The organism is Stieleria mannarensis, assembly GCF_014154935.1.
GTDB lineage: Bacteria > Planctomycetota > Planctomycetia > Pirellulales > Pirellulaceae > Stieleria > Stieleria mannarensis.
In genome coordinates this window covers 1-14893 of sequence record NZ_JACEHH010000056.1, presented here as the reverse complement: position 1 = coordinate 14893, position 14893 = coordinate 1, and the positions used below count along the sequence as shown (strand labels likewise).

The following is a 14893-nucleotide window of genomic DNA, read 5'->3' as shown; positions in this document are numbered from 1 at the left end:
TCGTCATGATTCCAAACCGATTTGATCACAGCACGGCGGCAGGCAAGATTGGTGCCCAGTGGGATGAAGCGGGTTGCAATAACGCCGAAATCAATCCCGACAAAAAGCCTTATACGATCGTGATTCCGCCGCCCAACGTGACCGGCGCGCTGCACCTGGGACACGGGCTGAACAACACCCTGCAAGACATCCTGATCCGCACCAAGCGGATGCAAGGCTTCGAAACGCTATGGATGCCGGGCACCGACCATGCAGGGATCGCTACCCAAGCGGTGGTCGAACGGCGATTGAAAGAACAGGAAAACCTTTCACGCCACGACATCGGACGCGAGGCTCTGGTCAAACGGATCTGGGATTGGAAAGACCAATACGAAAAACGGATCCTGGGCCAGCTGAAACGGATGGGGTGCAGCTGCGATTGGCGGCGTTTGCGATTCACACTGGACCCCATGTGCGGTGCCGCGGTCCGCGCGACGTTCTATGATTTGTTCCACAAGGATTTGATCTACCGCGGCAAACGCTTGGTCAACTGGGACACGTTCCTGCAAACCGCCGTCAGCAACGACGAAGTGGAAAACGTGACCAAGAAAGGGCACTTTTACCACTTTCGCTACCCCGTGATTGATCCCAAGCCGGGCGAACCCGATCACGTGGTGATCGCCACGACCCGCCCAGAAACGATGCTCGGCGATACCGCCGTGGCCGTGCACCCCGATCCCGCCGCGGCGCTCGATAAACTGCAGTCGGAGCTGGAAGAAAAGTTGGCTGCTGCGACGGCCAAGGAACAGCCCGACTTGCAAAAGCAACTCGATGGTTTGGTCGAGCGGCGGCGAACGATGCTGCCCAAGTTGGAGCAATTGCGGGACATGGCCGCCGACGGCCGTTGTTTGATGTTGCCGCTGGCCGAACGCAAGATCCCATTGGTGGCTGACGTCTGGGCGAAACCCGAACTAGGATCCGGGTGCGTCAAAATCACGCCGGCACACGACCCGAACGACTATGAAGTCGGGAAACGGCAGTCGTTGCCGATGCTGAACATTCTCAATCCCGACGGCACGATCAACGCTCTGGTGCCGGCTTATCAAGGATTGACGATCGCCGCGGCGCGCAAACAAGTGGTCGCCGATTTGGATGATGCCGGCTTGCTGGGCGACATTGAGGATCGCGACATCGAAATGCCGCTGTCGGATCGCAGCAAGACCGCCATCGAACCCTACTTGGCGGATCAATGGTTCGTCAAAATGGATGACCTGGCCCAGTCGGCGATGGACGCCGTTACCGACGATCGCGTCCGTATTTATCCGACCCGCTATCGCAAAGGCTACCTGGACTGGCTGGGCGAAAAACGTGATTGGCCCGTCAGCCGTCAACTCTGGTGGGGACACCGAATTCCGATCTGGTCGGCATCCTTCGACAGCCGCGCCGAAGCGTCTCGGGTTGCCGAGCAAGCGGCAGCCTTGGGGAGCGACGATCTGATTGCCACCAAAATCCAGGCCGACGATGAAGACGATGCGTCGGCGTCCTACAGCGTGTTTGTTTGCCTGCGAGACGAAGAGTCACCGCTGGAAGCCAAGGTCGAAGCGCTGGGGTTGGAACGTGATCCGGATGTTCTGGATACCTGGTTCTCATCGGCATTGTGGCCCCACAGCACACTCGGCTGGCCGCAGCAGACCAAGGAGTTGGAATACTTTTATCCCACGTCCACGCTGTGTACGTCCCGCGACATCATCACGCTGTGGGTCGCGCGGATGGTGTTGATGGGCCTGAACAATTTGAACGAAATCCCGTTCGACGAAGTCTTCATCCATCCGACGATCCTGGACGGACACGGCGAACGGATGAGCAAGAGCAAGGGGAATGGCGTCGACCCGATCGATGTGATCGACAAGTTCGGGCCCGATTCGCTGCGGTTCGGTTTAGCTCGATTGGCGACCGAGACTCAAGACGTCCGCATGCCGGTCCAGTACGAGTGCCCGCACTGTGAAAAGCTGATCGACCAGACGAAAAAGAATCGTGTTGCGACGACGATCAAGTGTCCCCAGTGCAAGGAAACGTTTTCGACGCAGTGGGCGGAATCCGACGCCGATTTGGCATTCCCCAAGGCAGCCGTCGTCAGCGAGAAATTTGAAACCAGTCGCAACTTTGTCAACAAATTGTGGAATGCCGCCCGGTTCGTGTTGATGAACTTGGAAGGCTTTAAGCCACAGACGATCGACGTCGCAACGCTGCCGGTGGAAGACCGTTGGCTGCTCAGCCGACTGGCGACGGTGACCGAGCAGGTGACCGAGGGGATCGACCAGTTCAAATTCGCCGACGTGGCTCGCATCCTGTACGACTTTGCCTGGCACGAATTCTGCAGCTTCTATGTCGAAATCGCCAAGCCTCGTTTGGCTGACGAATCACAGCGCGCCGTGACCCAAAACGTCATCGCCCACGGTCTCGATACGCTGTTGCGTTTGCTGCATCCGATCATGCCGTTCGTGACCGAATCGATCTGGGGCTACCTGGGCGAATTGGCGCCCGAGCGTGGGCTGAAGCCCGCTACGGTGTCTCAGTTTGTGATGAAAGCGGAGTGGCCGGAGGCAGACCGCGGGCATTTCGATGAAACGATCGAACGGCAATTTGCGGAATTCCAAAGCATTGTCGGCGCGATCCGCCAGATCCGCGCCAGCAGCAACATTCCGCCGCGGGAAACCGTCCCGGCGGCGATCCGCTGCAGCGATTCCAGCCGCAGCTTGCTGGAACCGATGAAGGCCTACTTTGGTGCCCTCGCCGGTGCCGATGTTGTTACGATCGGACCGTCGGCCGAAGCGTTCGAAACCGACGCGCCGTTGGCGATCCCGGCCATCGATGTCGAAGTCCACGTCGATCTGGAAAAGTTCATCGATGTCGAAGCCGAACTTTCACGCCTGGAAAAGCTGCTCGGCCAATTGCTCAAGCAGATCACCGGCAAAGAGTCGAAGTTGTCCAACGAGAACTTCGTGTCCCGTGCCCCGGCCGAGGTCGTCGAAAAAGAACGCGCGACCCTGACCGAATTGGTCAACCAACGAAACTCGGTCGAAGGCGATATCAACAAGCTGAAGGAGAAGGTCTCATCAAATTGAACCACGCCCCCGAGTTTGAATCCGGACATGCCGAACGTGTGGAGTTTGTTCGCCACACGATCCGGGTCGCAATGAAAGACCGGTCGTTGTGCCATGCCGGACACGTCACCGCCGAAGGTGTGTGCCGAGTGCTGCTCGAGTTGGCGGTCGACCATTTCGCCGAAGCGGGCAAGGACGAATTGATCGCCTGGGAACTCGGCTCCAGCAAACAGCTCGGCCAGTTCATTCACCAATTGGCCGATCAAGGGGCGATCGAACTGGCCGAAAGCGACCGACCGGAAGACTTCGACGGTTGGTACGATTTGCAGCAGGCTCCCGAGACTTGGAAACTGCAATGGTAACCCCCCGTCGGGGAGGCGAGTTTGACTCGTTTGTGGTTTGCCGCTACCCTATGCGTGCCTTAGGGGAATTACGTTCACTATCCGGTGGAATTAATTTTTCCGGTTAGATCATTTTCCCGGGTTCATTGAGACGATAGACTCGTTGTCGTTCAGGATAGTATTCGTTTGTGCAAACAAGCGACGACGATGCTGGACACCACACCCACCCCCAGCAGCTCTGCGGCGAAAGAATTCTCCGCGAGAAGCTGTTCCCGCCTACAACCATTTCAGCGAACTCGGATGCACCGATTGTGCTGGAGACGTGACGTCGCAAACCGCGCCGATGGATGCATTGGTTTGGTCACCTTTCTGGCCGCTGGAATTCACCCCACCCATCACTGATTCACGGAGTCGTTCGATGCGTTGCGAAGGAAACCCATTTAGCCGTCGCGGATTTTTGGCCGCTGGTGCTCTTGGAGGGATCGGCCTGTCCTTGCCGGAATTGCTGATGCGTCAGGCGATGGCCGAGCAAAAGCACTACGATTTTGTCGAAGCGAAAGCGAAGAGCGTGATTCACGTTTATCTGCCCGGCGGGATGGCCCAGCAGGAATCGTTCGACCCCAAACCGTACAGCCCGCTGGAATACCGGGGCGAGATGCGGACGATTAAAACGAACACCGGCGAAGTGTTCGGCGAATCCGTTCCTCAGCTTGCCAAGCGGGCGGACAAGTTCAGCGTGATTCGCTCCATGACACACGGTGAAGCGGCCCACGAGCGGGGGACGCACAACATGTTCACCGGTTACAAGCCCAGCCCGGCGCTGCGTTACCCGTCATTCGGTGCGGTCGTCAGTCACGAGTACGGACCGCGCAACAATCTGCCTCCGTACGTCTGCATTCCCAACGTCCCGAACGAATTTGCCGGCACGGGCTACTTGCCCAGCAGTTACGGCGGCTTTGCCCTCGGATCTGATCCGGCGCAAAGCGGTTTCAAGGTGCGTGATTTGGATTTGGCCGGCGGCGTGGACGGCGATCGGTTCATGCGACGCAAAGAGGCTTTGGCGGCCGTCAACAAGCATTTTGTTTCTGCCACGGCGGCCGACAACGTCGGAGCGATGAATACGTTCTACGAGCGCGCCTACAGCTTGCTGGACACCCCGGCAGCCAAGGAAGCGTTCAACATCGACAAAGAAGACGCCAAGACGCGTGACCGGTATGGCCGCAACCAAGCCGGCCAGCGTTTGCTGATGGCGCGTCGTCTGGTCGAAGCCGGAACGCGACTGGTCACGTTGACCTACGGCGGCTGGGACATGCACAACAACATCACGAGCGGATTCAAGAGCCAGATGCCCGCTTTGGACACCGGGCTTGCCGCGTTGCTCGATGATCTGTCCCAGCGTGGCATGTTGGACGAGACGCTGGTGATGGTCAGCAGCGAATTCGGCCGCACGCCGAAAATCAACAACGACGCGGGCCGTGACCACTGGCCCAAGGTCTTCAGCGTGTTGATGGCCGGCGGTGGCATCAAGGGCGGCATGATCTACGGCGCATCGGACTCGACCGCCGCCGAACCGGAAGACAGCCCCGTGTCGCCGGCTGACTTGGCAACTACCATGTACCGCTTGCTCGGCATCGTCGCCGACAAGGAATTGATGGCGCCCGGCGACCGGCCGATCGAAATCGTCGATGGCGGAAAACTGATCGAACCGTTGATGGTTTGATTCGGCCAGATGTGAAAGTAGTCCTCTCGCCTGGCGGTCGTATGATCGACAGGCTGGAAGCCTATCCCACTTTTTTGCCCAGCACGAAATACGCCTGCCCCACAATCGGTTCCGAATTGATGATCAAACAATCCACCGTTCTCCGCTCGCTTGCGGCATCCTTGCTGGTCACACTGATGCTGATCGACAATGCTGCTGCGACGCTTCCCGTGGTGACCAGTCTCCAGCCGCGAGGGGTGGTCCGTGGCGAAGAAACCGTCGTGACCTTCAAAGGCACCCGGCTGAGCGACGCCTCGGAAGTCCTTTGCGATTTGCCAGGTATCGAAATCTTGGAGGTCAAAGCGGTCAACAACAGCACCACGGAAGTCAAACTCCGTGCGGCTGAAGACCTGACGCCGGGGCTGTATCCGGTTCGCCTGATCACCAAAAGCGGCGTCGCCAACCTCCGTCTATTGGGGGTCGGTGCGATGCCCGTGGTCGCGGAGGTGGAACCCAACAATGACTTCGCCGCTCCGCAACCGATCGAATTGAATTCGACCATCGACGGTGTGGTCAAACGCGAGGACTTGGATCATTACCAGGTTGAACTGAAGGCGGGTCAGACGTTGAATGTGGAGATCGAAGGCATTCGTCTGGCTCATTCGCTTCGCAACCGAGACATCTTGGACCCCTACGTTGCGATTCTTGACGAAGGCCGCTTCGAAGTCGCCTCCAGTGATGATTCGTCGCTGTTCCAGCAGGACGGTTTTTGCACGTTTACGGCTCCCGCAGATGGCAAGTACTCGATCCTCGTGCGTGACAGCTCGTTCCGCGGCAGCGACCTTGGCGTTTATCGATTGCACGTCGGCACGTACCCGCGACCGGTCGCGGTGATTCCCGCCGGCGGGCCTCCGTCGACGGTACTGGACGCCAAATTGATCTTGTCCGACGGCAGCGAACGATCGGCCAAGATCCCGCTGCCCAGTGAGAACTACCCGCAGTGGGGCGTCACGACCGAAGACGAAAACGGAGTCACGCCGTCGCCGAACTGGGTCCGTGTCAACGAGCTGCCCGTTGCGATGGAGCAAGAGCCGAATGACGATCGGACGAAAGCTCCGGTGGTTCCGGTTCCCGGTGCCTATTGCGGCGTGATCGAAAAACCAGCCGACTTCGACTGCTTTACGTTTGAAGCCAAGAAGGGAACCAAGTATCGCGTGGAGGTGTTCGCACGCGACGTGCTTCGGTCACCACTGGATGCCGTGTTGAACGTGTTTGACCCGAAACATGCGACCATTACGTCCAGCGACGATAGCCGCGGCAAGGTGGATCCGTTCCTCGAATTTGACGCCAAAGTCGATGGCAAGCACACTGTCCGCGTGTACGACCATTTGCGTGGCGGCGGGCCGACGTACACCTATCGCATCGAAGTCAGCACGCCGACGCCCGCGGTCAACCTGACCCTGAAAGAACTTCGCCGCGATGAAGCTCAAGTGGTCGCGGTTCCGATCGGAGGCAGCGTGGGGATGGTCGTGTCGGCCGCCCGGGACCGATACAACGGCGAAGTCAATCTGTCGTTCGATGGTTTGCCCGACGGCGTCACGGCGACGACGTTCCCGATGCCCGCCGGTCGCCCCGAAGTCCCCGTTTTGCTGACGGCCGCTGCGGACGCTACCCACAACGCCTCGCTGTACACGATCTTTGCCAAAGGCGATGACAAGAACCCGCTGGTCGGCGGCAAGCTGTCACAACACCACAAAATGGTCTTGGGGCAGAACCGTCGCGAGATGTGGGGCTATGACACCGACCGCGCCGCGATGGCGGTCACCGACGAAGTGCCGTTTACCCTGGAGATCGTCCAGCCGAAGACGCCGATCGTGCGTTACGGCAGCAAGAATTTGAAGGTGCGGATCAATAAGAAGGAAGGGTTCGACGAACGCGTGTCCTTCCGAACGCTGTACAACCCGCCGGGAATCTCGATCAACAACAGCCGCTACATCGACAAGGGCAAGACCGAAATCGAAATTCCGATCACTGCCAACAGCGGTGCCGGAATCGGAACCTGGCCGATCATCTTTGTGGCCACCTACAACTCCAAGACCGGCTCGGCGATGACCGCGACGCCGCCGATCATGTTGGAAGTCGAAAACTCGATCTTCAAGTATTCCTTCCCCAAGAGTGCCGGTGAGCTGGGGACCGAAGTCAGCGTGACGATTCCGGTCGAGATTCTGCGTGAATACCCGGGGGAAGCCGAAGTCGAATTGGTCGGCATCCCCGCCGGCGTCACCAGCCCCGCGGCCAAGCAACCGATCAAACCGGATTCGGAAAGCGTGACGTTCCCCTTGGTGATCGATGCCAAGGCGAAAGTGGGCACCCACAAGACGCTCAACTGCATCGCTCGGGTCAAGGTCGGTGACGAAACGATCGTCCAGACCAACGGAACCGGCGAGCTGCGGATCGACAAACCCTTGCCGCCGAAATCCGATGCTCCCAAGCCGGCCGCACCCAAGGCCGCCCCGAAACAACCTGCCAAGCCGAAACCGCTCAGCCGGCTCGAACAGCTTCGGCAAAAGAAACAGTAGCACGACGATGGCGCCGGCCCGACACGCCGGTGCCATCGTCTTTTAACCCACCACAGTTTTGGTGCCCGGTGGTTGATTCCGCCTGGCGACTCGACTCGACACGGATAGCGATCTGATCGAGTGCTCCCCCAAAAACGCGTTTTTGACATGAAGATTCGCCCCGCTGCATCCCTGTTGCTCCTGACCGCTCTGGCAATGCCGTCACTTGGGATCACCCCCGCCGACGAGGCCGCGTCTCGTTCGTCGGATGCCCCCCGCAAGCCGGACTTGGCGGTCTATCCGCCGGAAATCAAACTCAACTCGGCTCGTGACTTTCAGTCCTTTGTGGCTGTGATCCGACGCGATGACGGGATCACCGAAGACGCCAGTGACCGAGTGATCTGGAAGATCGCTGATGAATCCAAAGTCAAACGGGACGGATTCAAACTGCTGCCGCTGGCCGACGGGGCGACCGAGTTGGTCGCCGAATACCTGGGGACCGAAATCCGGATCCCCGTCACCGTCTCGAAAGCGGACGTCAAACCGCCGATCAGTTTTACCAATGACGTGATGCCGGTGCTGACACGCTCCGGTTGCAACACGGGCTCCTGCCACGGTGCGGCGCGCGGGAAAGACGGCTTTCGATTGAGCCTGTTCGGGTTTGATCCCGATGGCGACTACTTGCGAATCACCCGGGAAATCGGCGTTCGACGGATCAACCTCGCTTTGCCCGAAGAAAGTCTGTTCCTGAAAAAGGCGATCGGATCCGTTCCGCACACCGGCGGTAAATTGTTCGATACCGATTCGGATTACTACGCCACCGTGTTGGAATGGCTGTCCGACGGAGCCCCCGCCGATCCGGCCGACAAGAAGCCGCCGACCGTCGATTCGGTTGCGATTTATCCCGACCAGGCGGTGATCGAAGGCGAAGGTTCCACCCAGCGATTTGTTGCCGTGGCGACCTACAGCGACGGCACCACCCGTGACGTCACCCGCCTGGCCGCGTTCACGTCCAACAACTCCGGCACCGCCGCGATCGACGACACCGGCAATGTGACCGCCGGTCGACGTGGTGAAGCCTTCGTGATGGCTCGCTTCGATACCCACACCGTCGGCAGCCAAGTTCTGGCGTTGCCGACCAACTTGCAATACACGCCGCCCAAGGTCACCGGAAACTACATCGATCAATCGGTGGGCAAGAAACTTCAACAACTGCGGATTTTGCCCAGCGGGTTGTGCAGCGACGAAGAGTTCATTCGTCGTGTCACGGTCGATATCACCGGGATGCTGCCGACCGAGGAAGAGTATCGCAGCTTTGTCTCCGATCCCGCCGACGACAAACGAGCCGCCTTGATCGACCGACTGCTGGAGCGAAAGGAGTTCAGCGAAATCTGGGCGATGAAGTTCGCGCAGCTGTTGATGATCAAAAGCACCAACCAAGTCAGTTACAAGTCCGCGTTCTTGTACGCCAACTGGTTGACCGACAAATTTGCCAAGAACGTTCCCATCGACCAGATGGTTCGCGATCTGCTGACCAGCACCGGCGGCACGTTCAATTCGCCGGCAACCAACTTCTATGAAATCGAACGCGACACGCTGAAGACCGCCGAGAACGTGGCTCAAGTCTTTATGGGAATTCGCACCCAGTGCGCCCAGTGTCACAACCACCCGTTCGATCGCTGGACGATGGACGACTACTACGGGTTCGCATCGTTCTTTTCACAGATCGGGCGTAAAAACGCCGAAGACTATCGCGAAAAGATTATCTACAACCGTGGCGGTGGCGAAGTCAATCACTTGGTCACTAAGAAGCCGGTCCCGCCGACCTTCCTGGGTGGCGAGTCGCCTGAGACCCGCGGCAAAGACCGCCGTGCCGTCGTTGCAGAATGGCTGACCAGCCCCGACAACCCGTTCTTCGCCCGATCGATCGCCAACCGCGTGTGGGCACACTACATGGGCGTCGGACTGGTGGACGAAGTCGATGATATCCGCGTCAGTAATCCCCCCAGCAACCCCGAACTGTTCGACTTGTTGGGCGAGAAACTGGTGGAATACGACTTTGATTTTCGCCGCCTGGTTCGCGACATCTGCAACAGCCAAGCGTACCAGCGTAGCAGCGACACGAACGAAACCAACGCGCACGACAATCGCAACTACGCCCACGCGATCATCCGCCGAATCCCCGCCGAAAGCTTGTTGGATTGTATCTGCCAAGTCACCGAGGCGCCGGACAAGTTCACCGGTCTGCCGCTGGGGGCACGTGCGGTTCAGATCGCCGACGGCAAAACCAGCAACTACTTCTTGACGACCTTCGGTCGTGCCCCGCGTGCGACCGTGTGTGATTGTGAAGCGTCGACCGATCCTTCGCTTTCGCAAGCCCTGCACCTGCTCAACGGCAGCAGTGTCAGTAGCAAGGTCGCCCAGGGGAACAAGATCAAACGTTGGATGGACGCCGACAAGTTGACCGAAGAGCAGGTGATTGATCGGATCTATGTCCGATGTCTCGCCCGCAGCCCGTCCGCCGATGAGCTGGCCGAATTGAAGGCAACGGTCGACAAAGCTGAAAACAAGGTCGCCGCCCTGGAGGACATCTTCTGGGCCGTGCTCAACAGCCGCGAGTTTGTGTTCAATCACTGACGCCGCGTCTCGCCTCGCTGCGTTTCGCTCAACACCTCACAGACAACCTTCGCAAAAGCCCTCCCAGGTAGGGAGGGCTCGGCGTGGTCAACGGCGAGTGAAACCGGCGGAAGGCCAATCCAAACGAAAACGCTAACGCTGGAAAACCTGCACGTCGGTTTTCGGGCGATGTTGACTAAACTAGAACGCGTGCCCTCTCCCGCCTCACTTTCCCCCGCCATGTCTGCCGGATCTACGATGGTTCGATCTATTCCCGCTCGATTCGTTCTGCTGTGTGTCGCCGTCGCGGCTGTTTCTGTAGGCCAAGCGGCCGAGGAAGCGCCGAAGAAAGTGACTTACGAAGACGACGTCAAACCGATCTTTCGGCAGTATTGCCTGAACTGTCACCAGCAAAGCGACAAGAAGGGCGGGCTGGCGCTGGACACGTTCGGGTCGGTCGTCGAAGGCGGCGGTAGCGGCGAAGTTGTTTATGACGATGGCGATGCCGAAAGCAGCCGATTGTGGCAGTTGGTCAATCACGACGACACACCGGTGATGCCGCCCAATCAAGACAAATTGCCGGCGGACAAGTTGGCGGTGATCCGAGCTTGGATTGAAGGCGGGATCTTGGAGAACTCGGGGTCGAAAGCCAAGGCCAAGAAAAAAAATGCGTTGGCGTTTGTCGCGTCATCCAGTGGTAAGCCCGAAGGCCCGGTGGCGATGCCCGAGACGCTTCCGCTGGAAACACCCGTCGTGACCTCGCGGGCCGCTGCGGTCACCGCGATTGCCGCCAGCCCCTGGGCTCCGGTGGTCGCCGTCGCCGGTCAAAAACAAATTGTGATGTACCACAGCGACACGGCGGAGTTGTTGGGGATTCTGCCTTTTCCCGAAGGCGTGCCGCAGGACATCCGGTTCAACCGCGACGGTTCGTACTTGATCGTCGGTGGTGGCGAACACTCGGTGCTGGGGATTGTCGCGATTTATGACGTCAAGACGGGCGAACGCGTCGCAACCGTTGGCGATGAACTGGACATCGTTTTTGGTGCCGACGCCAATGAAACGCTTTCGCGAGTCGCCATGGGAGGGCCGCAAAAGATGTTGCGAATTTTCGATGTCGGCAGCGGTGATAAGTTGTTCGATATCAAGAAGCACACCGATTGGATTTTCAGTGTCGCATACAGTCCGGATGGAGTGCTGTTGGCATCGGGCGATCGCTCGGGTGGGCTGGTCGTCTGGGAAGCCGAAACGGGACGCGAGTACATGGATCTGACCGGACACAAAGGCGGTATCAATTCGATCGCCTGGCGTGATGACTCCAACGTCTTGGCCAGTGCCAGCGAAGACGGGACGGTCAAGTTGTGGGACATGAATTCGGGCAAGGCGATCAAGACGATCAACGCTCATGGAGGTGGGGTGACGGCGGTGTCGTTTGATCACCAGGCGCGGCTGGCAACGGCGGGACGCGACAACCGAGCCAAATTGTGGGACGCCACTGGAAAGGAATTGAAGTCGCTCAGCCATGGCGGCGAAGACATGTTGGAAGTCGCCATCACCCATGACGGCAAACGCTTGGTTTACGGCGACTGGGCGGGATCGGTTTTCAACACCCCCGTCGACGATCCCGATGCGATGGTTCGATTGGCCGCCAATCCAGAACCGGCGGCGAAACGTGTCGAGGCGGTCAAAACCACGCTGGTTTCGATCCAGGAAAAATTGACGCCGGCAAAGGCCAATTTAGACAAGGCCAACGCGGCGGTCGCGGCTGCTCAAACGTCGTTGGCCGACTTGGATCAAAAGGTCGCGATGCTCAACAAGCAAGCAGCGGACAGTGACGCCCAGGCCAAGAAAACGGAGCAAGCGAATGCAGCGTTTGACCAACAGCTCCCGTCGCTGACCAACGCGATTCGTGACCTGCAAGACGAAGTCACTGCGTTGCGGGTGGCGTTGAAATCCGATGCGTCCAAGATGATTCCGTTGGCCGAATCGGAAGAGAAGCTGGCTGGCAAGTTGACCGACTTGGCCAAGCAACGTCGAAACCGCGTGGCGATGATCGATGTCATCAAGACACATCGGCAGACTGCGGCGGCGCGAAAGGCCGAAGCGGAGAAGCTGGCTGCCGGTCGAGCGGCATTGCAAACCAAGCTCGATCAGGCTCAATCGCTCGCCCAGGCGGCCAAGCAGGCACACGACGAGATTGCCGCAGCCGCGTCGAAGGTCCAATCCAAGATGGATCGCTTGTTGGCGGAGATCAAATAGCGGAGATCAGGTCGCGAGGCAGTCGAGTTTGTGCGGATCGAAGGTTGGGAGCGGCATCCGGGGATCTTCAGCTAAGGTCGGCGGCGAATCGCGACGAATCCGAGTGATCTGACCGATTAGGCAAGAGGTGGTTGGGTGAGGGGTGTACGACGTCCTTTCTAGACGCGTCGTGCGGAGCCCCAGCGGCGACGGCCCGGAAGGGACCATCGTACACCGGGTGGTGGTCGTTCTAATCTGGACGTTCCCTCCGGGGTGTCTTTCCGGCATGCGTGATGTTCAATCGCGGCCCGCTCCGTTTCGTCTCCGTTTGCCTCTGGCCAGCGATTGGCAGGGCCGAACGCCTGGATTGGTGGCCGCCGCAATGCGACAATTAGCGCGTTTCTGTGGGTTTTGCGGGCACTTTCTGCCTGTCACAGGGTTTCAAAATTCGTGTCCCCTTGGGGACTGATCGCCGCGTCATTTAGACTGTGGCATTGGCCTACAGGGGAATCCGGCGCATCGAGACGTCCGGAATTGTCCCAACAATTGATCCTGTGACGAACGAGTCTAATGGAACTGATCATCCTTCGATGTGTTTTCTTGCTCTGCGCCGGCGGGGTGTCGTGGATCATCAACACGGCGCTCCCCAGTGATGCCGACGTCAATCCCTACGTCGTGTTCGCGGGGGTGATGGGGATCGCAGTGGTCGCGATCATGGGGGATATCTTTATCCCGCGCAAACGCATCGATTCGATTTCGGCCGTTTACTTCGGCGTGCTGATCGGGATTTTGCTGACGTACATTTTATGGATCGCGATTGCGCCGTTGTTTGCTCAGTCGTTGTTGGTCGGAAATGCGGTGAAGCTGATCATGGGGATGTTGTTGTGTTATGTCTGTGTCAGCATTCTGATTCAGACGAAGGACGACTTTCGATTTTTGATTCCGTACGTTGAATTTGTTCGCGAGGTAAAGGGGTTTAAGCCGTTGGTGTTGGATACCAGCGTGGTGATTGACGGTCGGATTGCGGACTTGGTCAACACCGGTGTGTTCGACAACCAGCTGATCATGCCGCGTTTTGCGCTCAGTGAGTTGCAGGCGATTGCCGACAGCAGCGACAAATTGCGGCGTGTCCGTGGTCGTCGCGGGTTGGATGTGTTGAACCGGATGCGTGCCGACGACAACGTCGACCTGATGATTTTTGACCGCGACTTGCCAGAGTTGGCTGGGCAAACGGTCGATTTGAAGCTGGTGTTGTTGGCCAAGCATCTCGAAGGCAAGGTGGTCACGGGCGACTTCAATTTGAACAAAGTTGCCAAGCTGCACAACGTGCCGGTGATCAATTTGAACGAGATCAGCAATTCGCTGCGACCGGTTTATCTCCCCGACGAATCGTTCAACGTGAAGATCATCAAGCCCGGCGAGGGAGCCGAGCAGGGCATCGGTTACTTAGACGACGGCACGATGGTGGTGGTCGAAGGGGCCCGCAATCGGATCGGACAAGAGTTGGAAGTGCGAGTGACGAGCACCCTGCAGACCAATGCGGGTAAAATGATCTTCGCCAAATACGAAACCCGCAGCTAATCCGCTGCAAATTCGTCCACCGCTTACCCCCCTCCCCAATCGGTGCCACCCACCTTCTCCTCACCCTTTGCACCCTTTGGTGCCACCCACCTTCTCACCCTTTGCACCCTTTGGTGCCACCCACCTTCTGGTTCACTAGCAACTTGCAGTTTTGGAACGGCGGCGAGAATATTGGGTGGCACCAATTGTCTCTATTAGGTGCCACCCATCTATCAGGTCCCTTTATTCCTGGCGTTTGTGATTTCTTAAAGCTCGGGGAGTCGCACGACCAACTTAATTCGTGAACGGTCAAGGGGCCCCGCCGACAGGGGGGGCGGGGTCGCCGAGGATACCGGCGGTGCTGCACGGCAGATAAACGTAAGACCATTCAACAGGCATAGTCGCTGAGCAGATGTCTTCGCAGGGGAACGCGGCTTCACATCGCCGGTTCGCGATCGATGTAAATACGAGTCGCACGACCGATGTTGCTCCCTTGTTGACTATTGCGGCACGTCTAGCAGGTTTCCCGCCGCTTTAACGCACAACGAACCGAACCCGTCACCCGCCGATCGCGGTCACTTTCACTTTCAAGCGACGAAGCATTGGGCGACGTGCTGTTGCTCCTTGGACCAGTGACGGCCGGTCGATTCGGCGAACTTCCCCATCGCACTCGGGGATCCCGCGCAACAACTCTGCCCAAAATACCGCTTGAAATTCCACACCAAGTCGCGCGACATCGATAGATCGATCCCCAATCGGGTCAGTATCGACTGCATACTCTCAGGCACCGCGCGGCCCGAT

The 14893-nt window shown here is 58.5% G+C and carries 7 protein-coding genes and 1 pseudogene; 7 read left to right on the top strand and 1 reads right to left on the bottom strand.

All coding sequences use genetic code 11. The annotated features are described in order from the left end of the window. Positions 1-5: 5 nt before the first annotated feature. The 7 genes from H1B37_RS27410 (at position 6) to H1B37_RS27380 (ending at position 14113) form a co-directional block, all read left to right on the top strand. Entirely contained in the window at positions 6-3104 is a 3099-nt protein-coding gene (locus H1B37_RS27410) for a valine--tRNA ligase (RefSeq protein WP_182870476.1), read from the top strand. Continuing rightward, a complete protein-coding gene (locus tag H1B37_RS27405; protein WP_182870475.1) occupies positions 3101-3445 on the top strand; it encodes a hypothetical protein in 345 nt (114 codons plus the stop codon). Before H1B37_RS27410 ends, H1B37_RS27405 begins: the two co-directional genes overlap by 4 nt. A 397-nt stretch (positions 3446-3842) precedes the next feature. After that, a complete protein-coding gene (locus H1B37_RS27400; protein WP_182870474.1) occupies positions 3843-5144 on the top strand; it encodes a DUF1501 domain-containing protein in 1302 nt (433 codons plus the stop codon). A gap of 119 nt (positions 5145-5263) precedes the next feature. Beyond that, the gene (locus tag H1B37_RS27395; protein WP_182870473.1) at positions 5264-7702 is read left to right on the top strand and encodes a pre-peptidase C-terminal domain-containing protein; all 2439 of its coding nucleotides are present in this window, start codon (positions 5264-5266) and stop codon (positions 7700-7702) included. Positions 7703-7849: 147 nt separating this feature from the next. Beyond that, positions 7850-10318 carry a DUF1549 domain-containing protein gene (locus H1B37_RS27390; RefSeq protein WP_182870472.1) on the top strand — a complete coding sequence of 823 codons (2469 nt, stop codon included), beginning with the start codon at positions 7850-7852 and terminating at the stop codon, positions 10316-10318. A gap of 237 nt (positions 10319-10555) precedes the next feature. After that, entirely contained in the window at positions 10556-12553 is a 1998-nt protein-coding gene (locus H1B37_RS27385) for a c-type cytochrome domain-containing protein (protein ID WP_182870471.1), read from the top strand. 549 nt (positions 12554-13102) lie between these two features. Beyond that, a complete protein-coding gene (locus H1B37_RS27380) occupies positions 13103-14113 on the top strand; it encodes a PIN/TRAM domain-containing protein (RefSeq protein ID WP_182870470.1) in 1011 nt (336 codons plus the stop codon). A gap of 566 nt (positions 14114-14679) precedes the next feature. Here the strand turns inward: H1B37_RS27380 and H1B37_RS33450 are convergent. Continuing rightward, positions 14680-14893 (bottom strand): annotated as a pseudogene (locus H1B37_RS33450) (hypothetical protein); the annotation flags it as partial.

What these genes read in the sequence shown, in the direction of transcription:
- H1B37_RS27410 (WP_182870476.1), top strand. Translation starts at nt 6, where the DNA reads ATGATTCCAAACCGATTTGATCACAGCACGGCGGCAGGCAAGATTGGT.
- H1B37_RS27400 (WP_182870474.1), top strand. Translation starts at nt 3,843, where the DNA reads ATGCGTTGCGAAGGAAACCCATTTAGCCGTCGCGGATTTTTGGCCGCT.
- H1B37_RS27395 (WP_182870473.1), top strand. Translation starts at nt 5,264, where the DNA reads ATGATCAAACAATCCACCGTTCTCCGCTCGCTTGCGGCATCCTTGCTG.
- H1B37_RS27390 (WP_182870472.1), top strand. Translation starts at nt 7,850, where the DNA reads ATGAAGATTCGCCCCGCTGCATCCCTGTTGCTCCTGACCGCTCTGGCA.
- H1B37_RS27385 (WP_182870471.1), top strand. Translation starts at nt 10,556, where the DNA reads ATGGTTCGATCTATTCCCGCTCGATTCGTTCTGCTGTGTGTCGCCGTC.
- H1B37_RS27380 (WP_182870470.1), top strand. Translation starts at nt 13,103, where the DNA reads ATGGAACTGATCATCCTTCGATGTGTTTTCTTGCTCTGCGCCGGCGGG.